This window comes from Paenibacillus sp. MER TA 81-3 (assembly GCF_023713585.1).
Lineage (GTDB): Bacteria > Bacillota > Bacilli > Paenibacillales > Paenibacillaceae > Paenibacillus_B > Paenibacillus_B profundus.
Window position 1 is genome coordinate 37558 of the sequence record NZ_JAMAWB010000013.1, and the last position, 25921, is coordinate 63478.

28 protein-coding genes and 3 pseudogenes are annotated in these 25921 nt (G+C 47.6%); 5 read left to right on the forward strand and 26 right to left on the reverse strand.

From position 1 onward, the window contains the following. Positions 1–55 precede the first annotated feature (55 nt). The 23 genes from M3650_RS19010 to M3650_RS19120 all read right to left on the reverse strand — a co-directional run bounded on the left by M3650_RS19010 (position 56) and on the right by M3650_RS19120 (position 18033). A complete protein-coding gene (locus tag M3650_RS19010; protein ID WP_251576945.1) occupies positions 56–649 on the reverse strand; it encodes a YdeI/OmpD-associated family protein in 594 nt (197 codons plus the stop codon). Positions 650–956: 307 nt separating this feature from the next. Next, positions 957–1352: a VOC family protein gene (locus M3650_RS19015; protein WP_251576946.1), complete on the reverse strand. Its 396-nt coding sequence runs from the start codon at positions 1350–1352 to the stop codon at positions 957–959. A gap of 236 nt (positions 1353–1588) precedes the next feature. Continuing rightward, complete coding sequence (locus M3650_RS19020; RefSeq protein ID WP_251576947.1) at positions 1589–1876, reverse strand: hypothetical protein; 288 nt, start codon at positions 1874–1876, stop codon at positions 1589–1591. Between the two features lie 4 nt (positions 1877–1880). Continuing rightward, complete coding sequence (locus M3650_RS19025; protein ID WP_251576948.1) at positions 1881–2990, reverse strand: DMT family transporter; 1110 nt, start codon at positions 2988–2990, stop codon at positions 1881–1883. A gap of 117 nt (positions 2991–3107) precedes the next feature. After that, positions 3108–3863, reverse strand: a complete 756-nt coding sequence (locus M3650_RS19030; RefSeq protein WP_251576949.1) for a response regulator transcription factor — start codon at positions 3861–3863, stop codon at positions 3108–3110. Positions 3864–3867: 4 nt separating this feature from the next. Further along, the gene (locus M3650_RS19035; RefSeq protein WP_251576950.1) at positions 3868–5046 is read right to left on the reverse strand and encodes a histidine kinase; all 1179 of its coding nucleotides are present in this window, start codon (positions 5044–5046) and stop codon (positions 3868–3870) included. 249 nt (positions 5047–5295) lie between these two features. Continuing rightward, positions 5296–5577, reverse strand: coding sequence for an ethanolamine utilization microcompartment protein EutM (gene eutM, locus M3650_RS19040; RefSeq protein WP_233699388.1), 282 nt, complete (start codon positions 5575–5577; stop codon positions 5296–5298). 96 nt (positions 5578–5673) lie between these two features. Beyond that, positions 5674–5955 (reverse strand): BMC domain-containing protein, encoded by a 282-nt coding sequence (locus M3650_RS19045; RefSeq protein ID WP_251576951.1) that lies wholly within the window; start codon positions 5953–5955, stop codon positions 5674–5676. A gap of 12 nt (positions 5956–5967) precedes the next feature. After that, the gene (locus M3650_RS19050) at positions 5968–6615 is read right to left on the reverse strand and encodes a phosphate propanoyltransferase (protein WP_251576952.1); all 648 of its coding nucleotides are present in this window, start codon (positions 6613–6615) and stop codon (positions 5968–5970) included. Further along, positions 6615–8087 (reverse strand): acetaldehyde dehydrogenase (acetylating), encoded by a 1473-nt coding sequence (locus M3650_RS19055; RefSeq protein WP_251576953.1) that lies wholly within the window; start codon positions 8085–8087, stop codon positions 6615–6617. Before M3650_RS19055 ends, M3650_RS19050 begins: the two co-directional genes overlap by 1 nt. A 27-nt stretch (positions 8088–8114) precedes the next feature. Next, entirely contained in the window at positions 8115–8933 is an 819-nt protein-coding gene (locus M3650_RS32015; RefSeq protein ID WP_285848547.1) for a BMC domain-containing protein, read from the reverse strand. A gap of 14 nt (positions 8934–8947) precedes the next feature. Beyond that, entirely contained in the window at positions 8948–9604 is a 657-nt protein-coding gene (locus M3650_RS19065) for a cupin domain-containing protein (protein WP_251576954.1), read from the reverse strand. A gap of 43 nt (positions 9605–9647) precedes the next feature. Next, entirely contained in the window at positions 9648–9896 is a 249-nt protein-coding gene (locus tag M3650_RS19070) for a EutN/CcmL family microcompartment protein (protein ID WP_251576955.1), read from the reverse strand. Position 9897: 1 nt separating this feature from the next. Further along, positions 9898–10218, reverse strand: a complete 321-nt coding sequence (locus tag M3650_RS19075; protein ID WP_251576956.1) for a BMC domain protein — start codon at positions 10216–10218, stop codon at positions 9898–9900. After that, a complete protein-coding gene (gene eutJ, locus M3650_RS19080) occupies positions 10219–11058 on the reverse strand; it encodes an ethanolamine utilization protein EutJ (RefSeq protein WP_251576957.1) in 840 nt (279 codons plus the stop codon). Beyond that, complete coding sequence (locus M3650_RS19085; RefSeq protein WP_251576958.1) at positions 11016–11720, reverse strand: cobalamin adenosyltransferase; 705 nt, start codon at positions 11718–11720, stop codon at positions 11016–11018. The genes eutJ and M3650_RS19085 overlap by 43 nt, the downstream gene beginning before the upstream one ends. A 19-nt stretch (positions 11721–11739) precedes the next feature. Further along, entirely contained in the window at positions 11740–12171 is a 432-nt protein-coding gene (locus M3650_RS19090) for a EutP/PduV family microcompartment system protein (RefSeq protein ID WP_251576959.1), read from the reverse strand. Continuing rightward, a complete protein-coding gene (locus M3650_RS19095; protein ID WP_251576960.1) occupies positions 12168–12521 on the reverse strand; it encodes a BMC domain-containing protein in 354 nt (117 codons plus the stop codon). The genes M3650_RS19090 and M3650_RS19095 overlap by 4 nt, the downstream gene beginning before the upstream one ends. A 78-nt stretch (positions 12522–12599) precedes the next feature. Next, a complete protein-coding gene (gene cutD, locus M3650_RS19100; protein ID WP_251576961.1) occupies positions 12600–13562 on the reverse strand; it encodes a choline TMA-lyase-activating enzyme in 963 nt (320 codons plus the stop codon). Positions 13563–13649: 87 nt separating this feature from the next. After that, the gene (cutC, locus tag M3650_RS19105) at positions 13650–16205 is read right to left on the reverse strand and encodes a choline trimethylamine-lyase (RefSeq protein ID WP_251576962.1); all 2556 of its coding nucleotides are present in this window, start codon (positions 16203–16205) and stop codon (positions 13650–13652) included. A gap of 35 nt (positions 16206–16240) precedes the next feature. Continuing rightward, positions 16241–17362, reverse strand: a complete 1122-nt coding sequence (locus M3650_RS19110) for a 1-propanol dehydrogenase PduQ (RefSeq protein ID WP_251576963.1) — start codon at positions 17360–17362, stop codon at positions 16241–16243. 57 nt (positions 17363–17419) lie between these two features. Continuing rightward, positions 17420–17713, reverse strand: coding sequence for a BMC domain-containing protein (locus tag M3650_RS19115; protein WP_251576964.1), 294 nt, complete (start codon positions 17711–17713; stop codon positions 17420–17422). A 23-nt stretch (positions 17714–17736) separates the two neighbouring features. Further along, positions 17737–18033, reverse strand: a complete 297-nt coding sequence (locus tag M3650_RS19120) for a BMC domain-containing protein (RefSeq protein WP_251576965.1) — start codon at positions 18031–18033, stop codon at positions 17737–17739. A gap of 316 nt (positions 18034–18349) precedes the next feature. On the opposite strand from M3650_RS19120, the gene M3650_RS19125 reads away from it, so the two are divergent. The 3 genes from M3650_RS19125 (at position 18350) to M3650_RS19135 (ending at position 21209) form a co-directional block, all read left to right on the forward strand. Beyond that, positions 18350–19297, forward strand: a complete 948-nt coding sequence (locus tag M3650_RS19125; protein ID WP_251576966.1) for a choline kinase family protein — start codon at positions 18350–18352, stop codon at positions 19295–19297. Between the two features lie 335 nt (positions 19298–19632). Then, the gene (locus tag M3650_RS19130; protein WP_251576967.1) at positions 19633–20583 is read left to right on the forward strand and encodes a helix-turn-helix transcriptional regulator; all 951 of its coding nucleotides are present in this window, start codon (positions 19633–19635) and stop codon (positions 20581–20583) included. Positions 20584–20633: 50 nt separating this feature from the next. After that, positions 20634–21209, forward strand: coding sequence for a type 1 glutamine amidotransferase family protein (locus M3650_RS19135; protein ID WP_251576968.1), 576 nt, complete (start codon positions 20634–20636; stop codon positions 21207–21209). A gap of 82 nt (positions 21210–21291) precedes the next feature. Here the strand turns inward: M3650_RS19135 and M3650_RS19140 are convergent, their stop codons facing one another. Together M3650_RS19140 and M3650_RS19145 are read right to left on the reverse strand one after the other, a co-directional pair. Beyond that, positions 21292–22488: a macrolide family glycosyltransferase gene (locus tag M3650_RS19140; RefSeq protein WP_251576969.1), complete on the reverse strand. Its 1197-nt coding sequence runs from the start codon at positions 22486–22488 to the stop codon at positions 21292–21294. Between the two features lie 252 nt (positions 22489–22740). Then, positions 22741–23085 (reverse strand): annotated as a pseudogene (locus M3650_RS19145) (thiol-activated cytolysin C-terminal domain-containing protein); the annotation flags it as partial. Between M3650_RS19145 and M3650_RS19150 the strand changes: the two are divergent. Both M3650_RS19150 and M3650_RS19155 read left to right on the forward strand, forming a co-directional pair. Then, positions 23054–23761: pseudogene (locus M3650_RS19150) on the forward strand (IS21 family transposase); the annotation flags it as partial. The pseudogenes M3650_RS19145 and M3650_RS19150 sit on opposite strands and share 32 nt — an antisense overlap. After that, positions 23758–24333, forward strand: a pseudogene (locus M3650_RS19155) (ATP-binding protein). The pseudogenes M3650_RS19150 and M3650_RS19155, both read left to right, overlap by 4 nt. Here the strand turns inward: M3650_RS19155 and M3650_RS19160 are convergent. Continuing rightward, the gene (locus tag M3650_RS19160; RefSeq protein WP_251576970.1) at positions 24262–25791 is read right to left on the reverse strand and encodes a glycosyltransferase; all 1530 of its coding nucleotides are present in this window, start codon (positions 25789–25791) and stop codon (positions 24262–24264) included. The pseudogene M3650_RS19155 and the gene M3650_RS19160 overlap by 72 nt on opposite strands. Positions 25792–25921: the final 130 nt, after the last annotated feature.

Below are 25921 nucleotides of genomic sequence, written 5' to 3' on the forward strand. Positions count from 1 at the left end.
CGAAAAGGATGTTCTTGTTGATCCTCTTGTCCATTGATCATTTTCAACGTGTTTCTTAATCATTTAATCCTTTTCCGTCGAGAATGTGCTGCATATATTTTTCTATCCTTGACTCTCGAGTTTTGGATTGTTTCGCATCTGAAAAATAATGAATGTATGCTCTTTGCCGTCCTGGCGTTAATGCTTCAAAGGCTGTTTTCAAGTCAGGAATTTCATCGAGTTTATGTTGAAATTCATCAGGAATCTTGTATTCTGACGTCTCCTTAAAATTCACTTCCAAACCGGCCTTTTCTACTTCAATGGCTTCATGAATGTAAGCTTTCAGCATGGGTTCCATTTTAGCGATTTCTTGAGCATTGGTGAATCGAATTTGACGCGCTGCCTGTACATTCTCTGTTTGTTGGATGAGGATCCCATGTGGATCTTTTAACAACGCACCTTTATGAAACAGAAGCGCACAATAATCTTTAAATCCATGGATAAGTACGATGTTTTTGTCCCCATACGTGTAGCAAGGATGCATCCACTTAAATTCTTCGGTCAACTCACAATCAAGCACGATATTTCTCAACTGCACATATTCTTCTTTCCACTTTTTCGCTTTACTCAAAAATTCATCAACCTTCGGATTTGTTCGACGATTCGTCATCCAGAAACACCCCTCATCAATGATTCATTCACCTGGCAGCAGGTCAACCGTAGTATCTTTTCTACTTATTGTCTTACTGTCAGGTTAACTGATTTCATGATTTGATATACATCAAAATTTACCTGGATAAGATTTTGAATGCTTCCGAAGATCCTCGGTCGAACGTTAAGCTCTTCCCTCCCCGTTACCTTAACGAGAGATTGGGGTATATGCCTATCGCTGCTCCCAATTATTGCGTGTGCCATGCTTTATATGTTTTTATCCCCCGACAAGTGGGTTCCGTTCGAGTGATATCGAAGTTCTGTTGCTATGCGAATTGTTTTGCAATCTCCCAGGCATGTCCTGCCGGATCGAGAAAGGAAGCTGTTCGCACTCCCCATGGTCGATCGATCGGGCCGTTTAGTAAAGCCACCCCGCGTGTTTTCAATTCATCACAGATCGTATCCACGTCATCGACCCAAATGGTGAGCAGGAAACGGTATCCGGCTTCACGTGTTGCGACTGTTCCCGGTTTCATCAATTCATGTGACTCGGAAATATCCAGTAGGTTCACGCTCATATTCCCGAAGTTAAACACTGAAGAGACCTCGTCTTCATACACGGCTTGAAATCCGAATACTTCCTCATAGAAGATTTTCGTCTTCTGAAAGTCTTCAACAAACAGTGTAATGACATCCACATTCATAGATCCCAAGCGCTTCATACATACACCCTCTCTACTAGGAATGATATTTTTCTCCAGAAGTTGTTCGAGCTCTGCTTTCTGCTGCAGGTGATGGCGAAAATGCATTTCGGCCAATTCAAACCACTCATGGGTATTCCAGGTCCTTTTATTTTAATTGGATGGAATGAACGGGATTGAAACAACTTATTACCGCCTTAAGTCTTTGCCTACTTCAATCTGAACCCGGCCTTAGGCCAGGTCGTGTAAGAATGTTCTTAGTTTTGTGTCCACTTTTTAGGCAAATATTTATTGATCGTACGAATTCCCTCATCGTTGATCGCATAGTACATACATAATTCCCCGTTAGCATCCAGCTCGTAATGGACCTCGTCAATCAGTCCGTTTGCCTGCAACGACAGCATATGATCCAGAAAGTTTGCTCTTGTAAATTGACGTTCTCCACCGTATTCGCTTTTCAAAGCTTCCATCGCATCATCAATATTTGCCTGCTGCACAGTAGACATGAAAAGCAGCACCCGGGAGCGAATCGGCAACAATGGCATTTGCTTACGCCTCCTTCTTTTTGAACAGATCCATTGGATTCATCGAAACTAAAAGCGCTCCAAGTGTAATGATAATTGCACCGGCAATTATCGTAGGAGTCAACGCATTACCGAGGAAGATAGCTGCAAAGACAACCCCCCACAGCACATAGGTAATGTTGAGCGACATTCCGACAGCTACGCCAACCATATTGTTGGCCATATACCAAGTCAGGAAAGAGATTGCCGTAAACAGGGCCGCAGCCGCGATAATGAGCATAGGCGATACGGAGCCAAGCGCGGAAGCAAAGAGATCCGTCGCGCCGAAGATAGGGATCAGCACGGCAATGTAAACGATTCCGGAAACGCCCTCACGAATGGTAATGGCGATATTGGAATCAAGCATGGACATCCCGAAAGTGGCAAATACGCCTTCCAGTCCCCAGCCAAGTGCGGCCACCAGAGCAAAAATAATGCCTAGTGTGAAATTATCCACTCCACCTTCAGGCTTGACATAGGAAATGAGCGCCGCCCCGATAACACAGATGAACATGCCGAGGGCCACCCGTTTATCAATCTTCTGCTTCAGGAACATTCGAGCGAAAATAGCCCCAAACATCGGACACAGCGCCGATATGGGAATAGCCGCCGCTCCGGCCATATCAATCCCAACCAGATAGGCCCCGTTGGCGATCGGGCCGCCAAACACCGCGGCAATTGCGACCATCAACCCCGGTATTGTTACCAGACTGCGGCCGATTTCTTTGACCTTCCCATTCTTTATGTTCCAGATCAGAAGCCAGATCGCCGCCAAAGCATCATTAATCGCAGATGCCACTATGGGCGCCGCAAACGCTCCTACGACCCCCAGAAAGGGATCCTTCATCATGGCGAGGGCAACAACAGTACTGTAAAGGCCGAACGTTAACCCGGAAATCAGTCCGTAAGCGATTCCATTTCTTCGGAAACGATTATTCATCTTTTGTTTCAGCATGCCGGCCGAAGCCACTGCTTCCTTCATCATCCATACACCTCTGTTAAGTAGATTTGTCTTCGTAGATGTATCTTCATTGTATAGCAAAGCGGCCATTGCGCCTGTCACTAACCGTACCTCTTGTTGGACTTCTTGAATCACTTTTTTCTCCAATCTGGTACTTTTCGTACTTTTAGGACGACATCGTAAAATAAAAAAACTCCCACCCGACACTTAGTCGGGGGAAGTTTCCTTGATTCTATCTATAGAGCGTTTTCTTTAAACTCGAACTAGAACGCTTTTTTTGTATTCCTTCGGCGTCATATTCATTTGCTTGTAGAATACCCGGTTGAAATAAGACGGATCGGTAAAGCCGCATTCTGTGGAGATGCGATAGGCGGGATACCCGGTAGTCTCAAGAAGCTTGCAGGCATGTGCAATCTTGAGCTTGTTCACATAATCCGTATAAGTAACGCCGAGCTCCCTTTTGAATATGCGGCTAAAATATTGGGCATTCATGTACACATGACTCGCCACCATTTGCAGGGTCAGCTTATCTTTGTAATTCTGCTGAATATAATCGACGGCTTCTTGAATAAAGCGCTGACATTCTTGAGCTGATTCTATCTGATACGTTTCTGTTGCACCACTTTCTTCTGATTGAGCGGCCTTCTCCAGCCCCTTGCGAATCATTTGCCGCAATTTTTCCGGCTTGACCGGCTTAAGCAGATATTCGTGTACCTGCAGACTGATTGCCGCCTGTGCATAGGAGAAATCCGAGCTGGCCGACAAAATCGTCACGCAGGCGTTAGGGAGAAAGCGGCGAATTTCCTGCAACGAGGATATTCCATCCATTTCAGGCAGCATAATATCCATAAAAATAATATCCGGCCGATATTGCTTGGCGAGCTTAATCGCTTGCATACCGGTATCGCAAATAAGAAGCTTATCTTCAGCACCCAGAATTTCCTGCGCGATGGATTGAAGAAATTCCTGTTCTATCGGTTCATCTTCAACAAACATTACTACGCTCATTGCATCACCTCGCAATTGGTTGGGTGGGGATGCGGATGTTAATAGTGCTCCCGCTGTAATCAGATTTCACGATCGATAACCCATACTCTTCTCCGAAATAACGCTTCAAACGGCTATCGGTACTCCGGAAGCCCACGCCGATCTTGCTGTCCGGCTGATGAATGAGCTTTAGTACCTCCGGCGAGAACCCGTTACCGTTGTCTATAACAGAAATGGTGATATCATTTCTGTACTTTTCGGCAATCAGACGAACGGTTCCTCCATCCCGCTTAGGAGTAATTCCATGAATTACTGCATTTTCCACAATAGGCTGAATCACCATATTCGGAATGCGATAAGCCTTTAATTCATTAGGAACAATGATTTCATACTGCAGACGGTTCTTAAAACGCGCCTTTTGTATATACAAATACTTCTCAATGTTATCCATTTCGGATGCGATGGTATGAAGCTGATCATCCTGCTTCACGTTGTATCGCAGCAGGTCGGACAGGCAATAGATCAATTCCTCCGTCGTATGGGAGTGTTCGAAATAGGCGATGCGGGCAATCGAATTCAAAGTATTGAACAGAAAATGTGGATTGATGACGAGAGACATATTTTTTGCTTCTAAGTCAATCACTTTCTTCTCCAGTATTTCCTTTTCCGCAGACAGACGATTGATAATCCCTGTGTTGTCCTGCGCGCTTTCGGCGATGTCGAGCGCAATATTCCTTGCGATATGATGGCAAAGCTGCTCATGAATATCTGCTTTATCCTTGTCAATGGTCGGAAAAGCCGATATCGCCTTCGCGACAACCTCCAAATCCAGCCCCTTTATTTCGGCCAATTCCGCCGTATTAATCAGATACTTATGAAATTCCCTCTCCTGGGAATACGCTTGCATCCCCGATATGAAGCCAACAACCTCATCTTTGATCATAATGGGCAGCAAAATATTTTCCAAGCCGTAACAGCAAACAAATCGCCCCTGTTCGCCGGTATTAAAGCGCTTCAAATAATCCGCGCAAGGCCGCGTAGGATTCTCCCAACAAATATGCCTGCAGAAATCAGGGGACGGATTGAACTCCAGCAACACGTCTCCATTGTTATCGTGCAGCAGCAGCGAGAACTTGGAAAGGGACAGGATGCCGCTGTATCGTGCGTATACTTTGCTTGCGATCGGACTATCGGTTTTCAGCATAATCTCGTTGCACCCTTTCACCGAAAATGAACGGGAAAATAGATGTTACATGCTAAATTTTTCACAATATATCATCTCTATTATAGCAATTTTCAACCTGTTTGAAAATAGTACATCCCCTTCCTCAAAGCCTTAATTATAGAAATACACCACTTCGACAAGCTTTCGACATGCAGATTTTTTCAGACAAAAATAAAAGGCCAAAACCCGGTTTACCGAGTTTTGGCCTTTTGCAGAACATGATATAAATTATTGCTTCGCAGCGGGAAGAATGGTTTCCACTTCACTGTGAGGACGAGGAATCACATGTACGGATATCAGTTCCCCTACACGCTGTGCGGCTGCGGCACCAGCGTCCGTTGCCGCTTTCACTGCTCCTACATCGCCTCGTACCATTACCGTAACAAGTCCTCCGCCTACCATCTCTTTACCGATCAAGGTGACATTTGCCGCTTTGACCATAGCGTCCGCTGCTTCGATAGAGCCTACCAGACCTTTTGTTTCAATTAACCCCAATGCTTCCGATTTCATGTTATATTCCTCCTAAAAGTTTTGTGAGAATAAAGCGCTAGCTCACCGAACAAAACTTGCTTCGGAAGCATAAGCTTGTTTTAATAATTTTTTGAATTATGCCTTAGTAGACGGAAGGATGTTCTCCACTTCACTGTGGGGACGAGGAATTACATGCACTGACACGAGTTCCCCTACATTCTTCGCGGCCGCGGCGCCAGCATCTGTTGCTGCCTTCACAGCACCTACATCGCCCCGTACCATTACGGTAACAAGGCCTCCACCTACCATCTCTTTGCCAATCAGGGTGACATTTGCTGCTTTGACCATAGCGTCCGCTGCTTCGATAGAACCTACCAAACCTTTTGTTTCAACCAAACCAAGAGCTTCTGATCTCATGTTCATTTCCTCCTAGCGATTTTTTATGATTTTGACAACAGACGACGATGTCAGATCCATCGCGTTGGCTTCTTCGACGTCGATATGACAGTCGAGAGCGGCGTCACTGCTAACTCTGATTGCGACCTGATTGTACCCTCCACCCCGGAGACCATCAAATTGAAGGCTGACCATTTCTCCGTCGGTTACGCCAAAGAAAAGGGCATCATCAGGCGTCATATGAATGTGGCGCTGAGCAACCATCAAGCCGCAAGTAATATATACGCTTCCCTTGGGCCCGACCAAGGTAACGCCCGGTGTGCCTTCAAGCTCCCCGGACAAGCGCACTGGAGCTTTCGCACCCAACTTAAAACAGTCTCCACGCATAATTTCTACCTGGGTCTGTTTCCGCACTGGGCCGAGAACTCGCACTTTTTCGATGGCCCCTTTGGGACCGCAGACCGTAACGGTCTCATTACATGCATACTGTCCGGGTTGAGACAAATCACGCATTTTGGATAGCGTATATCCGGCTCCGAAGAGCGTCTCCACATCAGTCTGGGAAAGATGCACATGGCGGTTTGAAATCCCTAAAGGGATGGAGCGCGGCTCCTTTTCCGCCTTGCCAGCACTGGATACAACCTCCATTAACAAGGAAAGTACTTGGTCATAGTTCCCCATTAGCTGTCACCGCTTTTCTGCAAAATAGACATCAGCTCATCGACCAGATTCAACAGCATTGCATCCTCCTGTTGCTTCGGCTGTTGCGGAGAGGGAGCAGAATAAGGGCTTTGTGCTGTACAGTCCTTAATGCCATAAGCCACGCGCTTGATATTAATCAAGTGCTGTGGTCCCACATTATCTGAAGTGGCGCTGCCGCCCCAGGTTCCACATCCCAAAGTGAAGGCTGGAGCAAGCCCGGTGCTTGCACCTACGCCGCCCTGAGTGGATCCTGTATTTACCAAAATGCGGAATACAGGTTTTTGCGCAAATTCCATGACCATATCGTGATTCTGTGTATGGATGGAGAAGCTATGGCCTATTCCTCCATTACGCAGCAGCTGGACACTTAGATCACAAGCCTCACGCCAGTCCTGTACGGTGTAAAACGCCAATACGGTAGTAAGCTTTTCATAGGACAGCGGGAATTTCTCTCCCACGCTCTGCTGTTCGCCTAACAGCACCTTGACCCCTGCTGGAATTTGAATACCGGCCGCTTCTGCGATAATCTGAGGTGAACGTCCCACCAGTCTTGAATTCATGGCATGGCCTTTTACAAACAGCTTGGACGCGACTTTGGCAGTCTCCTCCTGATTCATAAAGTAACCGCCCTGACGCTCAAACTCTGCGATCACCTGAGGACGGATGCACTCCTCCACGATAATAGCCTGTTCGGATGCGCAGATTGTACCGTAATCGAAGGTTTTGCTGGCAATGATATTAGCTACCGCCTTTGAAATATCAGCGGTGCGCTCAATATAGGCCGGTACATTACCCGGTCCCACCCCCAGCGCCGGCTTACCCGCGCTATAGGCGGATTTCACCATCGCCGAGCCGCCTGTGGCGATAATCATGGCGATTTCATCGCACTTCATCAGTTCCTGCGTCGCCGGCATAGAAGGCTTGGTAACGCAGCCAATGATTCCTTCGGGAGCCCCTGCCTCGACAGCGGCGGCGTGCATCAATTCCGCGGCCCGCATGATAGATTTCTTTGCCGAAGGATGTGGCGAAAAGATGATTCCATTACGAGCCTTTATCGCAATGATAGATTTGAAAATCGTTGTGGATGTCGGATTGGTTGATGGAATAATACCCATGAGCAGTCCGACAGGCTCGGCAATCTCTATTAATTGATTCGCCTTGTCCTCGCGGATCACCCCAATCGTTTTCGTATCCCGAATGGATTCATACAGCTCCGTGGAAGCCAGACGGTTTTTGAAGATTTTATCCTCAATCTTGCCAAATCCGGTTTCTTCCACTGCCAGCGCAGCCAGTTCGGCGGCGTTGACTTCCGCTGTTCGCACCATGTTTTGTACAATTCTGTCAATCTGTTCAGCATCGTACCCGGCAAGGATATCAGTGGCCGCTTTGCCTGCACGGGCCAAGTCCCGGGTTTCCTGAATCGATTGCAAGTCATAATCATAGTTTTCCAAGTGAAATATCCTCCTCTCGAATACTGCTTACTGTTGATAATAATGGCGGAACCGCTTGAGCAGTTTCACCTTGTTTGCCCTGGAAATGGTCGTCATGCTCATCCCATACGCAGGACCGCACTCTTTGGCCAGTCGGCGCAGCTTCACAGCTGTCATCGTTTCCAGTTGCTCCATTGCTTTGTCAAGCCCTGCTTCCTTTACCAGCACGTCAATCTGGTATTTGAATGGACTGTCCAGCACGGCCTGCTCTCCATCAGCCGGATCTTCCTTGTCCGTTTCCGGACTGGCGTCTTTAGACGCAAGATCCTGAGCGGGATCGGCCGCCAATACAGGGAAGTCTTCTTCATCACCGCTATTGATTGAGACATCGGGCGTCGCTTCCAGTGAAACTTTAGGAGTTTCGTCCAGTGGAACATCGGGTGCCGCGTCCAGTAGAGCATCAGACACTGCATCCGGTTCCGGAGTCTGCTCCGGCGTTTGCTCGGGCTGCTGCTCTGGACACTGTTCCGCTGCCTGAGTATGCTGCACCGGCAGCGCCTGCTCGTCCTTCTCCTTGGCAATGTTCGAAACGTTACGCCGGCCGATGATGCTCGCAATGTCGTTGTGAGGTCTTGGAATGACATGTCGGCTGACCAGCACATCACTGCCCAATTGTTGCGCGGCGGAGGCACCTGCTTCCACGGATGCTTGAACAGCGCCGACATCGCCGGTTATTGCGATCGTCACTAGCCCCCCGCCCACATTGCACTTTTCTATCAGTTCTACCTGAGCTGATTTGAGCATGATGTCCAGACATTCAATCGCTGGAAGAAGTCCCCGCGTTTCAATTAATCCAAGCGCCTGCATGCTATCACCTCCTGTTACTGCAGCTTCCGATCAGGCTCGCCCGCCGGATAAGTCATATAAAACATCCTCGCGCAGTCCGACGATCCCTTGGTCGCTTTCACCCCTTTGGGGATGAAGAGTACATCTCCCTCATGGGCGGTGAAGGTTCTCTCGTTCAAAGTGACATCGAGCTTGCCTTCCAATACGATGTAAGTTTCTTCGTGGGCCGTCTCTTGCGCGAAGCTATCGTGATCGACAGTCAGAAACCCTGCGCTCATGGAACAATCCGGCTTCCCGATTACCTCATGACGATATACCTTGGCACCAGATGTTCCCGTTTCGTAAGCTTCCATTTTTACCGTCCGGCCCCGCACAAGTTTCAAGCCAGTCGGATCCGTCTCCGCCTGATAAGGTGGCTCAAGAGTCGTCCCCAACAGCTTTTCAACCATTCCTTTTTCCGATAGAATCTTGAAAAATTTGAAAATGGCATTCATGTCGAGATCATCCTGAGTTTCGCAGCCTGCGGCCTCGGAATTCAAAGTCCCACATGGCTTATCGGTAAACTCCAGCCCCAGCTCCCTTGCCTTATCATGGGCTGCTGGTGTCACAATCGTGTTTCGGTCAATGCAGCACCGCTTCTGTCCGGAAGCCACCCATTCTTCCACATCCGCAGCGCATATCAGTTTTTTCACAGTTCTCGCCCCTTCTCGCTGCATTCGATTTCTGTGCGAATATTTATTCGAACATGCAGTCCGCGTCGATGATGCCGACGACGACGGCATCCACAGGAACATTGTCTGTATGCAGCATTTTACGAGCCGAAGAGCCGGTGCAGACAATCACTCGATCGCCTATGCCAGCGCCGATTGTATCGACTACAATCAAGCGGCGCCCGTCGTCGCTTCCACCAATCACCTCGGCCAGCATCAGTTTCATTCCCACAAGGGAATCGGCTTTACGGGTAGACCAGATATTGTGAATCAATTCAGCCGCAATCATTGCATTCCTTCCTCCCCGCTTTTCCGCTCCTCTGCTTAATCTCGGCGATGGCGTCCTCTACGGAAGCCGTGTCACCAAAAATAGCGAGAAGAATCATGTTCTGCGGGCAGCTGCCGCGAATATCCTCCACTGTCACGCCCACCACTTTTTCAGCTACATCAGCGGCCCATACCATGTCAATCAGCCTTCCCTGCACCAGACCGACCGCGTCGCATGGGGGAACTTCCCGACTACTGGGCGCTCCTCTGCGACGAAGCAAAATGTCCAGCGTCCCTTTGGAAGGAGATTTGATAATCCGAAATTCCACTCACATCGCCTCCCGCGTACAATTCAGAGCAATGCCCAGCGGCGTGACAAACAGAGGGTTGCTAGGCTTATAGGTAGCAATGCCGGTCTTCTGCTCAATAATCGTCTCCATACCGGATAAGCAGCAGGTTCCGCCTACCAAGTACAATTCATTGACCTCATGGCCCACCACATGGCGGTTGATGATAGAGGAAACCTTATCAATAACCGGCCGGAGCAGCGGCAGCAATACTTGGTGATGGGCAGGGTCGCGCTTGAAGCAGTCTGCTTCGGAAAAGCTCATCTGGTAAGCACCGGCAATCACCAAAGAAAAGTGGGTGCCTCCCGTTGCTTCATCGGCGACATAGACAACCTTGCCATCCTTCAGAATCGAAATGCCTGTCGTTCCGCCGCCAATGTCTACAATGGCTCCGTCGGATATTTGCAGCACGGCATTAGCCGCCGTAGGTTCATCCAGTAAAGCCGTAACTTCAAAACCCGCACCCTGGATTACATGCTTGATGGCGCCAGCATCCAGTAAATCGGTTCCCGGAGGAATCGCCGAAGCCGCATATTCAAGTTCTGCACCCAATTGCTGCTCCAACTGTGCTTTAAGCTCCCTCACGATCTGAATCGCTCCTAGGTAGTCCACCACCATTCCGTCACGGACCACATCGGCGTAGCGGTAAGCTCCCGCCACCGGCTTCCGAGAATCATCCAACACGGTAAGCACCACACAGGCCGTTCCCAGATCCACACCGGTATAGTAGAACGAAGACCGTCCTGGAATCGGTTTCTGGATGACCGCTTCAAATTGCTTTACGAGTTGATCGCAGTATGCAAAGGGTTTTGTCTCTGGCATGTTCCACCTCCTGTAGTTCTGCAAATAAACGAGCTCAATGCGTTAATCATATAGTTGATTCCAGGAATAACAGATTCCTCCGACCTTTCTTGGGGACTACCTTCTGCGGCTTCCAACACCGCAAACCCAAGCTCCCGCAAAGCGCTGCGCAGACGGTGGAGCAACGCAATTTCTCTGCCTTTTTCCAATTGAATGTGAAACTCGGTTACCTCAAAGCAATCTCCCGCATCCTCAAAAAGAACATCGGCAGTTATGCCGGTGCAACCCTGAAAAGATAAGTCGGCAGTGGATGTGCCGCCTCTTTCCCCTTTCTGGAGGGCCGAAAACAGCCTTGACAGCTCTAGCACCTTCTGGGCCAGCAGCACATCCCACTCCAGCAGCTCCTGCCCGGTTAACAAGAACAGGGCTGAGACGGATTGCATCTGACAGCGCAGCTTCCCACGCTGCCAATCCTGCTTTTTCGCCTGTTGCTCCGGATTCGGGAGTGGCGCTTGCTTTTGTTCTTGATTTTGCTCTTGCGTACCATAGGACACGGTGATCTGGCGATCCGTCAAAAACTGGCGCGCCTCCGGCGTCAATCGGCTTCCATGCTCCACCATGTATGATGTAAAAGGCTCTATCCTGTACACATTGCGCAATTCCATTTCGGTAATAAATTTCATGGTATCAACTCCACTCTTATTACCCGAACAAATAACGTTTCAATTCCCCGATTCCCCTTCCCACGGGAAGACTAATGCGGAAAAAGGGTTCGGTTATTCCGGTACGTTTTAAAACTTGTACACAGTAATTCTCATTTTCCAGCGCAGGATCGGTTTTCGTTATTACCCCGATAACCGGTTTTGTGAAAGAAGACGCAAAGCCTGGCGAGTAGATTTCCAGATGCCGGGACTGATCCACCAATATCAAAATATGGCTTGCGTTCTGCGCCGTTGCAATCAAATGGCTGTACATCCAGGTATTCTCGACATACGCGCCCGGTGTATCGATCGTCTGCGGCCCGTAGATAACATCCTGCGTCCGCCGCAACGGGCGATCCGTACCGTCAAGCGCATGGGCCAGCGTCGTTTTTCCGCAGCCTGTAGGGCCGATCAGCAATATACGTTTTTTCATGTCCGTGTTATTTCCGCCGTCGCAAAACCCAGACTATCGCCCAACGTCTCAATGATGGCCCGCAGCGCCGTTTCCACACTGGCTATATCTCCGGTGAGAAGCACCGAACCAGCAAAGCGATCCAGAAAGCCGATTTCCACATCTGCCACCTTGGTCGCGATATCGGCGGCAATAATGGAAGTTTCGCTGGGCGACAGTGTTAATATGCCAATAGCCCCCGCTTCATCGATGCCCAGTCTTTCATACATGTCAGGCATGGGTGAAGCAATGATATGGGCCAGCGTCACTTGTTTGCCCGGCACCGACTCCTGAATAATCCGCCCGAGATCCGGCCCAGCAGGCTGCTGCATAAACGTCCTCCTCCTAAAAGTTTGCGAGTTTGTAAAGCGCTGGCTTTACCGAACAAAACTGGCTTCGAAAGCATGCTCTTAATGTTTGATAACCCGTACCGGGAAATCGTATTGGCTGATCTGACGCTCAATACGCTCCAAATCCGCTTCATTAAGGCTTAAATCACGTTCAACGGTGTAAACCATATCCAATTGCCTGTATTTGTTAATCCCCAGCTTGTGATAAGGGAGCAAATCGATGCCTTGAAAATTCCGGTAATCCTTATAGGGAAGCAGAAACTCCACCGTTTTTCGGATGGTGTCCGCATCATCATTGAGTCCATTCATTAGCGGCATCCGCACCTCTACGTTATGTTTGCGGGTAATCAGTTCCCGCAAATTTTCGAGAATGCGCTCGTTGCGTACACCCGTCAGTTGATAATGGCGATCCGAATCCATATGTTTCAGATCGTACAATATCAGATCGGTATATTCGGCCATGGCCAAAATCGCTTCCGGTTTGGTATGCCCAGAGGTTTCAATGGCCGTATGGATTCCGGCGCGCTTGCATTCCTTGAGCAAATTGACCGCAAATTCAGACTGCGCACATACTTCGCCGCCGCCCAACGTGACGCCGCCGCCGGACGTCGTGTAGAACAGCATATCCTGCTCTACAATTTCCACAATTTCCGATACTGTCATATTCATCCCGCCGATTGAGAGCGCCCGCGCGGGACAAACCTTCTCACATTCCCGGCAGCCCATGCAATCAATCTTCCGATCAACCACATGCTGCGGCTTGGACGGCTCCTGCGAGCCGGAAGTGTCCACACGGTGGATTCCCCGGGGACACGCCGCAACACATGCGCCGCAATCGTTGCACAAATCCCGTTGGTACATCACCTGATATTTCTTTTCCAGACCCTCCGGGTTCGCACACCACTGACAGCGCAGGGGACATCCCTTGAAGAAAACAAGCGTCCGGATACCGGGGCCGTCGTATATGGAATATTTTTGAATGTTGAAAATACGTGCCTGCCTTTCCGGCATACCTGAATCCATAGCTGTGGCTCCTCCCTTTCCGCATATCTAAATGCCAGAATGTCTCTTCCCCGACGTACAGCGCCGGAGAAGAGGCACGGGGCTATTTTAGAAATGCTCAATCATCGTTCTGCTGATGATCTCATCCTGCACTTCTTTACACAATTCCACAAAGTATGCGCTATAGCCAGCGACCCTAATGATCAAATCACGGTATTGATCAGGATTTTGCTGCGCTTTAATCAGCGTTTCATTATCCACATAACTGAACTGCATTTGGCCGTTTCCGAGAATGGAGGCCGTCCGCAACAGGTTAATCAGTCCGTTCTCTCCTTCAGGTGTTTCCAGCAAACCGCGCAAAAGCTTGAAGTTATGCACCATACCAATATTCATGGCCTCGACATCTATCTTGCTCACCGATTTGATGATAGCCGTCGGCCCCTTCTTGTCATGGCCCTGGGTAGGGCTGATACCGTCGGACAGCGGCAGCCAAGCTTTGCGCCCATTGGCGGTAGCACCGGTCATCTCGCCGAAAGGCGTATTGTTCGAAATCGAAAGCGTGCCATGGCTGAAGGTAGAGTACAGCGTTTTAAATTTGCGGTGATAGTTCTCAGTCCATCCCGTGATATCGGACGCGATGCGATCGGCATAATCGTCGTCGTTTCCGAATTTTGGCGCGTCCAGACAATCCCTGTGAATCTGCTCATAACCATCGAAATCGGCGAGCAACGCGTCACGGATTTGCTCGAGCGAATATTTTTTGTCATCGTAAACCAGCTTCTTGATAGCAGCCATCGAATCGGCGTAAGTTGCCAGACCGGACCAGATCAAGCCAGGTCCCCAGTTATACATGGCGCCACCGGCAGCAACGTCGCGACCACTCTCCATCGTGCCTTCATACATGATGGACATAAGCGGCTTCGGTGCATAATCGCGGTGAACACGCTGGCTGATTACCGTACCCACTGCGGAAAGCTCGGTGATGTATTTTACCTGCTTCTTAACCGCCGCTTCAAATTCCTCATAGGTCTTGAAGTTGCTCAAATCGCCCATGTCCAATCCTGGATTGCTTCCGTGCCAGAGCATTTTGCCACGGTTAAGGACGAACTCAATGGCAATCGGCCACTGGGTGTATCCGGTGGAGGTCCACTGATACAAGCGTCCGGATTTTTGCGGCTCTACACAGCCCATCAGACAGTAATCGCGGGCATCTTCGATACTGCAGCCCTTCATCAGCATCATCTTGATGTGGGAATCGTCGAAATGGCAGGCCGGGAAGCCCAATCCCGCACGGACGACATCCACAATCTTCTTCAAGTATTTCTGAGGAGAACTATTGTGGATACGGCAAGCGAGCGAAGGCTGATAAACGCCGACATGACGTACTGCATCCATGAGCAGATAAGTCAAGTCGTTGGTGGCGTCGCCGCCCTCTCGTTTTTGCCCGCCGACACACATATTGACGAACGGCTGGTAGCCGGCAAAGAACTTGGAGCCGCCCGCGCTGGAAACCCACATCATTTCCGAGCATTTGATTAGGAAACAGCCTGCAATCTCGAATGCTTCAAACTCTGTCAGACGGCCGGCTTTTCTGTCCGCCTCATAGAAAGGATACATATATTGATCCACACGGCCGACAGACATGCCTGTCTGATTTTCTTCCACCACGAGCAGAGATTCTACGGTCCAGACCGATTGCATTGCCTCATGGAATGTAGTCGGCGCATGAGCCGGTACGCGAGCGTTGACCTCGCCGATTTTTTGCAACTCCGCCTTGCGCTTCGGATTTGTTTCTTTAGCAGCCAGCTGGTATGCGTATTCAGACATCCGTTTGGCATACGCCATTACGCCTTCGGTCGTGTCCAGCACGGATTTATAGTAATAAATTTTGTCGATGTCTTCCGGGTTTTGCATGGACAGCTTCGCAAGATGCTCCTTGGCTTCCCGCTGGATATCCAGCATCCCTTTCTTCATTAGAATGACATCGTAGCCTGGGTTGGAGTCTCCACCGCCGTTGATCTGATGATAGGAAAGATCGCTGACGAATGCTTCGCCGGAAAACTCCCAAAGACCAGCATCCCGGTATTGCTGTTCACATATTTCATCCACCGATTTGCCTTCCCAGAACGGGAACAGTTCCTCTTGCATGATCCGTTTGTCTTCCTCGGAGATGTAGAACGGATCCTGAGGACGGTTGTGAATGGTGTCGAGCTCATCCCGGGTCCAGCGCCAAGCAATGTCAGGCGAGAAAGCGCCTGCGCGCGGAGCACCGCAAGGATGACCAACGATCAACTCGTTGTCCTGGATGAGCAGCGGAGCCTCTTCACACGCTCTACGGAAAGCCTTGGCACGCAGCATAATCGCTGGCAGACCTGGATTTTCCTTGTACACCTGGGTAAAGGCTCTGGCACGATAAGTCGTAATGCTAGGCGTAGCAGTTAAATAATGTTCTTTCAAAGCGCGCAAACGCTCAGTCATTCCTTCCGGGTATGCGCATTCTTCCTTACGAAGCTGGCCGAGGCTTTGTTCGACCTGCGGCTGAGCTCCCTTATCCGAAAGCTCTTTTGAAATTCCCTGGAACAGCTTCATGATGGCTTCTCGTTCTTGGGGAGCCATGGCCTTCGTTGCTTTGGCAAATTTGCTTGAAAACTCATGAATATCCAACATTTTTCCCTCGCAATCTTGTAGGATTAATATATTTAAAAGCTTTTACGGTAAATGCGCTCCAACTCTTCTTCCGTTGGCTGACGAGGATTGGTTGGCGTACAGCGGTCAGCCATCGCGGTCCGCGCCATGCGTGACAACGCCTCATCAAAAACGTCCTGGTCAACGCCAAGCTCACGGATTCCGTTTTCGATACCGATGGATCGTTTCAACTTTCCAATTGCCTGGATCAAACTTGCGGTTCCTTCACGGGCGGTTCGGGCCGGCAAGTGCAGCAGTGAAGCAAGCCTAGCATAGCGTTCACAAACCCTGTCTATGGCTTTTCCGCCCAAGTTGGCGTTATACTCCATTGCCGCTTCTAGAAGCACTGAATTTACACGTCCGTGAGCAATGTGAAACGTTCCGCCAAAGGCGTGGGACATACTGTGAATGATACCAAGACCAGCGTTAGTAAATGCCATTCCCGCCATACAGGACGCATTCTGCACCCGATCCCGCGCCTCTTCATCTGCCGGATCATGGTAAAGCGTTTCCAGATGAGCAAATACCAATTGGACGGCTTTTTCGGCTAACGCATCGGTAAAGTCGGTCGCTTTGGTAGAGACATAAGCCTCCAGCGCATGGGTAAGAACGTCCATTCCGGTGTCCACCACTATTTTGTTTGGCAATTGCTTGGTAAGGGTGGAGTCGAGAATCGCTATGTCTGGTGCGATAAAATCGTCCACGATAACCATTTTGTCTCCGTCCACCGTAATCACCGAAAAGTCGGTCACTTCCGATCCGGTGCCGCTAGTGGATGGAATGGCGACAAACGATGGTTTGATAAAAGGCTCGTCTTTCTCCTGAGCATATTGCCGGGCGAAGTACAGAACGCCCTTCGCTGTATCAATGACGGAGCCGCCGCCCAGCGCCAGTAACACATCAGCGCCGCTCTCCCAATACACTTGAAGCGCTTCTGCCACAATACTCACACTCGGATCGGGCTTCACACCGGTATACACTGCAGTGGAGATTCCACCGCTTTGTAGCAGATCAACCACCTGGCCGAGATATCCCAGCTTCTCCATCATCTGATCGGATACGATGCAGGCTTTCGTGCCTTGAATTTTCGCCAGTTTCTTCAGTGACTGTTCGCCTGAATATACCTTCGATTTCATAACAAAGATGTCGTTTATCACGGGCACCTCCCTTGAATTTCTGTCGATAACCTGCCCCTAAGAAGGAAGGGCATAGCGGGCAATGATCTTTTCAATGTCTGGGTGTGGGTTAGGAATAACGTTTGAACTGTACACCTCAGTCCCCATCGCCTGTACAGCGGCGACGCCAGCATCTACTGCAGCCCTTACAGCCCCTACATCTCCGCGAACAAGGACAGATATATAACCGGATGCCACGTTTTCGTAACCGATCAAATCTACATCGGCCGCTTTGCACATGGCATCCGCCGCTTCCATGATGAATACAATCCCAAAGGTTTCAATGAAACCCAGTGCATCATGCTTGCTCATGAACCTCTCTCCCTCCCCGGCAATTATGCGTGAATTGCATGCGCTTTCACGATTCCTGCAATAGAACGGAGTGGACGCGGCATCACATTATAGGCAGTGACTTTGCCAATCTTCGCTGCCGCTTCAGCGCCAGCCTCTACTGCCGAACGAACCGCCGCGACATCACCTTTTACCATGATTGTTACGAGCGTGGAACCAACATTCTCGTAGGATACCAGAACAACATCTGCTGCTTTTAGCATAGCGTCCGCCGCTTGGATGGCAGGAACCATGCCCAATGTTTCCACAAGCCCGAGAGCTTCTTCTCCCCGGTATTCCATTCGAACCTCACCTCACCTGGGTAATTTTTATTTGTGAATCCGCTGTAATATTAGATATTTAACTCTTACTAGCAGGTTAACATAGGTTCGCCCCGTTATTATGGAGGATTCGGTAGCTGATTTTAGGATTCTAATGCCCCCTTCACCAACAATCTGGTACAAAAACGTCTTTCTTGCACCACAAGTACCAGAACGTCCTCAAGCTCGTTCATTTCATTGAATTTTTCCTCCTATCTTGTTATAATTGTGGCAAAATCTGTGCGGCAAATGTGTGCCATGTTAACGCATGCATATGGAATGCCGAGAAAAGGCCATCATGAAACCTCTAACCGACTTTTTATCCAAACAAATGAATATGGAAGACCTGGTGCAGCAAAAACTACGTCTTTTTTTTGAAGATGATCGTATTGTTTTTGACAAATCTCGTTTTGCGGGCGGGTTGACCAATTATAACTACATTATGAATATCCACGGAACGGAGTATGTGATTCGCAAGCCCGGTAACCTGACGGATCAAATGATCGACCGCAGGATAGAGCGTGTGAACAACGGCATCGCCTCGGAGTTTGGCGTGAATTCGGAATGTATATATTTCGATGAGGAAAGCGGCATTAAGATCAGCAAGTATATACCCGATAGCAAAACGCTAGCCGCTGCAGGCCCCTTGGCTTTGCAAAGCTTGCAGTCTGTTTCTTCTTTACTGAAGAAGATTCACGGTAGTCCCAAGCACTTCCCTAACATGTTTGATTGGCTCAGTGAGCTTGCCAAATATGAAACGATTGTCACGCAGCTCAACGGAGAATTGTTTTTTGACTACGCCTCCTTGAAAGAACAATTGCTTCGTTTCATGCAAGACCATGTCAAACATGTCATTTCCGTACCTTGCCATAATGATACGGTTCCGGAGAATTTCCTCGTAGATGGGAATGGCAGCGTCTATTTGATAGATTGGGAATATTCCGGAATGAACGATCCGGCCTTTGATATTGCCGCGTATATCATCGAATCGCATTTGACAGCAGAGGCGATTGACCAACTGTTTGAAGCCTATTACGGCAATACGTTTACGCAGGATGATCTGATGAAGGTCAAATGTTATATGATGGCCCAGGATTTGTTATGGACGGTATGGGCTCTGCCGCGCCATTATACGGGAGATGATTACCTGGATTACTTCTCGCTGCGCTATAACCGCCTGCGTCGAAATATTCAAGTATTAAGCACGCAGCCGGATTATCCTATTGCCGACATGGTGATGCGCTAGCACTAGCCGTCGTTTGCGCTGGAATGAGAAACTTTCGGAGGTTTATCCAGTTCCTTTAAAAACGATTGACCGGTTAGATAATATACAAAAACCTGTACTTTCTTATCTACATGGATAAAAAAGTACAGGTTTTTGTAATTTGAGCAATGTGATTCTTGTTGTATTAGAAATGAAAATGATATTGCTTGAAGTTCCGACGAATCAGTCTATTTCTATTTTCTTTAGCCCCCTTTCCATGTAGTGTCCATGTCCATGAACTCTACGCATATCAAGCAATCTTGGGATTTGATATAATACATCACAAAATACCGAAATGACTTGTAGAGGGTGATGTTGTGAAGATTGACAGGTTGATAAGCATTATTGGAGTACTCACGAATAAAGAACGCGTTACGATTCAAGAGCTGGCGGATAAATTTGAAGTAACGAAACGCACGATATTCCGAGATTTAGATACATTAAACATGGCCGGTATCCCGATTGTTTCGTTTCCTGGTGTCGGAGGCGGAATATCCGTTGCAGAGGGGTATAAGGTCAATCGAAGTATTTTGTCAGAAGCGGATATGAAGAACCTGTATGTCGGGTTGCATGGACTGAGAAGCATTGAAAGTGAAGGTTCAATTCAGTATTTAATCAACAAACTATTGCCTAAAGATGAAAGTTTAATTCTTGCTGAAAGTGATATCATCATTGATCTATCCTCATGGTTTGAAGAAAGTGAAATGCAAAAAAAGGTCAAACAATTACATACCGCAATCGCAAATAGACAATGTGTTGAAATGGACTATATAACGAAGCGTGCTCAATCCAAGAGAGTGGTCGAGCCTCATAAACTTGTTTTCAAGCAGAGCTATTGGTATCTTTACGGTTTTTGTTTGGAGAAACATGATTTTCGCTTATTTAAGTTATCTCGGATCTTATCTTTTGAGGTGTTGGACAGCACATTTATCTATAGACCGAATCATGAAATCAATTTCGATATCATAAACATGATGTCTGCGGCCTCGGAATCTTCGTCGGTATCCCCAATTGAAGTCATATTAGAGTGCAACAATAAGGATATGTATGCGGTCGTGGACAAAATCGGATCAACCTATTTACAGCCTAGTGATGACCGTGAGAGGAATACAAGCTTGATTCGCTTTTATACGTCGAATATGGATGGGGTCGCAGATTTGGTACTTAGCCTTCAAGGGAAGGTTCGTGCCTTAGAACCCGCTTCCCTTCGTCAAATTGTAAAGAATAAACTTGAAAACATGTATGACTTCTATAAAGATGACATATAGCTGTCATCTATTCCCCTGTACAATGATCATAAAAAAAGGGAGCTGAGAGTATGAAAAAAGAAGTACTTGTGTTCATTTCCGATTGTTATGCAGACTGGGAAAGCTCATATATTTGCGCAGAACTGAATAAACCAGACACAGAATTCAGCGTGAAAACGTTGGCCGTTCAGAACAGTCCGATCAAATCCATGGGCGGATTCACGGTTATTCCAGACTATTCAATTGCGGAGCTTCCAGCGCAGTTTCATATGCTTATCTTAGTAGGCGGAACTTCATGGATGAAGCGGGAAAATGATGAGGTGAAGCAAGTAGTAGATTTGTGTGTGGCAAAAGGAATTCCGGTTGCGGCGATCTGTGACGCGAGTACGTTTTTGGCGGATAACGGCTATTTAGATGATATCGAACATACAGGCAATTCACTCCCCTATTTGGAGGAATATGCATCAGGCTATAAAGGCTCAGAGCACTTTATTGAAAAGCAAGTAGTTTCAACTGAAAGATTCATTACGGCTAACGGAACATCAGCGGTTGAGTTTGCTAAAGAAATCCTTTCTTATTTGCAGGTCATGCCTGAAGACCAACTGGATGAATGGTATCACATGTTTAAGGTCGGTTTTTACAAGTAAAGGTCGATACGTAACTAAATAATAAAAAATGCTCATGATTGATTCGTGTATACTAGGGAATCAATTATGAGCATTACGGGGACTAATGTTGGCTAATATATTCTAAAATCTCATCAACTGCTTGTACATACCCACCTGATTCTTGAAAGGATTGCTGCATGCATGCAGCAGCTTTCTTATAAGAGGAGTCGCTTAACACATGATCTGCGGCTTCACGCAGCTGCTGCACAGTCACGCCTTGCATACGCAACGTAATGCCCGCTCCGACTTTGGAGACTTGCTCTGCAATGATCGGCTGATCCGCACTTTGTGGGATTACAAGGAGTGGTACCCCGTAATAGAGACCCTCGTGGGCACTATTCATGCCGCCATGTGTAATAAACAATTTAGCGTGTTGTAGTACATCTGTTTGTGGCACGTAGTTTTTCACGATGAAGTTTTGAGGAATCTCCCCTAAATCAGAAATATGGACTTTATCCCCGATAGACATGACGATCGTATGCTCCGTGTCCCCCAATGCTTCAAAACACAGCTTATAAAAATCAATCGCTTGGTTAAAGACGGTACCGAGTGAAATGTAAATGAGGCTTTTCCCTTGGATTGGAGTAAGGTCGAAGTCTTTTTGATTTGTCCGTGAAGAGAGGGATGGACCCACAAATTGATAAGAATGATCGAAGGCTTCTCCATCAGGTTGGAATTCCCTTGTCGTATACACGATGGTAAGTGGCGCCGGATTACAAAATACTTCGTAAGGAGAATGGATCTCCACATGATATTTTTCCTTCACCTTTTCCGTCAGGCTTTGAAAGGTATCGCTGATAGGCTTAGCGATTTCTGCTGGGACACTTGTATGAAACTGTTCTAACATGCTGACGAATGATGCCTCTGTCTGGGCAAAAGAAGTGCAGGAATTGATTGCAGGCAGCTTCAGCATGTGAGCAAGGATTCGTCCACAACCAAACATGGAATCGTGAATGATGTAATCAAAATGTTCTCCCTTGATCTGTTCAAGCACACTTGGAATGACGATATCTGCCGTAAGCAACAGACCGTTGATTCTTTCGAGTACATAATTTCGCCCACCTGATATAAAGGCTTTAATCAATTTTTGACCATCAAATGTTCGTACGATAGCTCCCGTTTCTTCCATTCGCTCCCGATAAGCTTCTATACAAAAGTATACGACCTCTTCACCACGTGAAATAAGCTCCTGCACAACTCCAATCGTAGGATTGATATGTCCCTCTGAGCCGCCATTTATAAATAAAACACGCGCCATTATTATCACTCCTTATACGGTTGGCTTCCATATTGCCAGATTAAGGGCATTCCCATACCATCACTTGAATCTAATCATGAAATTAAGTTTATCATAGTATGCAAATAGTACAAATATTTTTTGTATAACCCCCGAATAATTCTTCACTCTTGATGTAAATAGTGCAAATATTATCATAAATGAGTAAGTAGCAAAAACATGCAAAAGCAAAAAAACATCTCCCCAAATGAATGAGGAGATGTTCAGATATGATTAGTTAGTAATGGATGATTTCGGGTATAACGTTGTTCCCCAAATTGAAACTTTTATATTGCTGGTTAACGGAACGTTATATTCATCAATAACTGTTCTCCACCATTCCCAAGCAAGACCTGTACATCCTCTTGCAAAAATTCTTATGTTCTTGGCATTAGGTGGAAGTGGAATCTCTGTCGAGAAATGCGCTGTTTTATCTTGCCAATTACCTTCCCAAGTCTTATGAGTAATGATTTCTTGTCCATTTGCATCATATGAAAATTCGTCCCAAGACACTTCAAACTGAGCTGCAAATGCATCACTATGATCAAGCGTAATTTTACCTTTCGTATATTCCGTCGTCGAGACAGCTCCAGGTGTGCCTCATGAGATTCTTACAGACAACATGAAGACCGTCATGGACGAAGCGAGAACGGAATATACCGCTGGTAAAGTGAATGCTAAGTTTTGGGTACGCAGCAGACTTGGGGTTTAAAGTTAGACCTTGTATCGCAGGGCGACCTCGTACTAAGGGCAAAGTAGAAGCTCAAATGAAAATATTAGATGAGATCCATGCCTACCAAGGCCAGTTAAGCTTAACGGAGCTTCAAACCTACATTCAAACGCTATGTGATCGAGTGAACCAATCGTCCATCAAGGAACGGGAAAAGTGCCAGTTCTAGCCCTAGAAAAGGAAAAGAACTCCTTACACCCGTTACCAGCGGAGCGTATAAGAAGTTCCTATCGCATACGTCATAAGCTTGTAAAGATCAATGCATCGAACATGATCTCCTACCAATCCAGACAATACTCAGCTGCTGGGTATCAAGATAAAACGGTGGGAATACAAGTTTATGACAACCATTTATATGCTTATTATAACACGGAACTTTTGGTTCGCCATCCTATTGGTGAAGCAAAATTAAATGATACCGAGGAGCATTACAGAGAGAACTTAAGGCAGTCTATGCCAAGATATCCCGACATTGATGACTTAGCGAAAAAGAATCTTCAAGCGATTGGAGGTGCGTTTGAATGAATTTAACCTCCTACCAGCAGGCAGTTTCGTAACTTAGAATACCTGATACTGAAGCAGATGCAGGCACATTTGAATGAAGTGGTGGACTTTAGTATTCGCAACCAGATGCCATTCATGGACACACTTGCGACATCGATTGGGATTGCAGCAGCAAAGAAACGAACGAGCACCTACTTTATTAAGTGTCACGATCTGATCCAGAATCTTAAGCGTGCCATGTTAGAAAACCGACTAGAAGCAAGATTGAAGCATTATACGAAATACAAGCTGCTCATTATTGATGAGATAGGCTATCTTCCAATTGAGCCTGAAGATGCCAAACTATTCTTCCAGCTCATTGATATGCGCTATGAGAAGCGAAGCTCCATCTTCACGACCAATGTTAACTTCAGATCATGGGATGAAGTGTTTCGGAGCCGAAACTGGCTAATGCTATGGCCACTCTCATTCAATGCATCTTTATGCTTTTTCAAATCTTTCCTTATTTTCTCCCAGGTCTTTTAAGGCATCACAACCACTTTCTCTTTACAGGATGCACAATACTTCGCATACTGGATACAAGTCTCCAATGAATCGTCCGGCTCCATCGGCCACCAGCGGATCGCCCCCGCAGGTGCTTGGGAAGCGAAAAACTCCACTTCCTTGGGGATACGGCCCACAACGATAACCTCGGTGTTCTTAAAGCCCGACTCCATCCCCCTTTGGAAGGTCTTTCTTAATTGAGTATGCTCCGTTTCCGGATGAGAGTAAGGAATCGGGAACAATATCGCAACTCGGGAAGTATCTTCATGAATGACATGAGCCGTTTTGCGGGCGGGATCGTGTACGGAGGTCTCCCATATGCGGCAGTACGGCAGATGCTCCGGCAGCTCCAGCTCGGTCAGCCTCGAATGAATTCTATCGTGGTATACCCGTTCCAGTTCTCTGACCAAGATCTGAATCTGCTTATTTCTTAGAAAAGTGGTGTTGTTTCCTCTTTCGTTCCGATATTGGATATAGAGTAAATCGGGAACGGCCGCGAACTTGGAACAAAGAAACGTCCGAATCAGCATGTCGTAATCGTCGCCCACCAGCAACTCATCGCGATGACCCCCGACCAGATGATAACAATCCCGAGACCATGCTCGGGGATGATTCGGCAACCCGACCAAGTGGCGTACGGTATTGCCGTTGAGCGTCGTATGCTTGTGCGCATTTTGCCAGCGGTTCATTTCACGCAGCCAAACCCGATAAAATACGCTGTATCCAAAACCGCAATCCCAGCCGTACCAATGCGCATGAAGGTTCTCTGCGTATACCTCGGTGCAATCCCCGTAAACAAAGCCGCATTCGGGATTTTGCTGAAAAGCCCGAACGATCTTCTCCAGGCAATCGGGCATCAGGTCGTCGTCATGATCCACCTCTACTAAGATTTCACCTGTACAAAGACCTGCGGCATACCTTTTGAGCGCCCCAATATAGCCATTGCGAGAATCCTGGCGATATCTGCGTACGCGAGGGTCTTTCAAAGGAAGCAAGTCATTCTTGTAAGTTTCCTCGTTATCTCCGGAATCGTCCACAATGACCCATTCCCAGTTCGGGTAAGTTTGATTTAATAGCGATCGATAAGGACGTTGAATTCTTTCTTTTGACCTGTAGCTGGCCGTGAACACGGATATCAGAGGCGTATCGGAGGAAAAACGGGTAGGAGGAACGATTTTGTTTTCAGGGAGAGGATCCGTCGCTCTGATCCAGCAATAAAACAATTTATGCGATTCGAGTTCGTCCGGCGAATGGAAGTGCAGCCAACGTTTTTTTTCCTGAATAGGCAGCGATCTTAGGGTTGTGAAAGGTTTCCATTCATCTCCTATGGACACATAGACACGCGGCTTCCGGGGGCCGGCATCGACTAATGGATCATCAGGTCCATACATTTTCACGGTGATGTGGTTTTCTTCCAACCCCAAGATCGGTTCTTTCAATTTATCCTTCGAAATCTTGTCTGTCAAAAACAGATGAACCGTCAATAAAGGAATAAAGTCCGATGACAAGAGTTGATTCCCCTTTCTCAAATGTCGAACACAAGCTGGAGCCCAAGTGTCGATCCATTCTTTTCTTTCACATACGCAGTGTATTCCGCTGCTCTCCTATTTGTCCACCCAAAAGCCTTGTTATGAACGC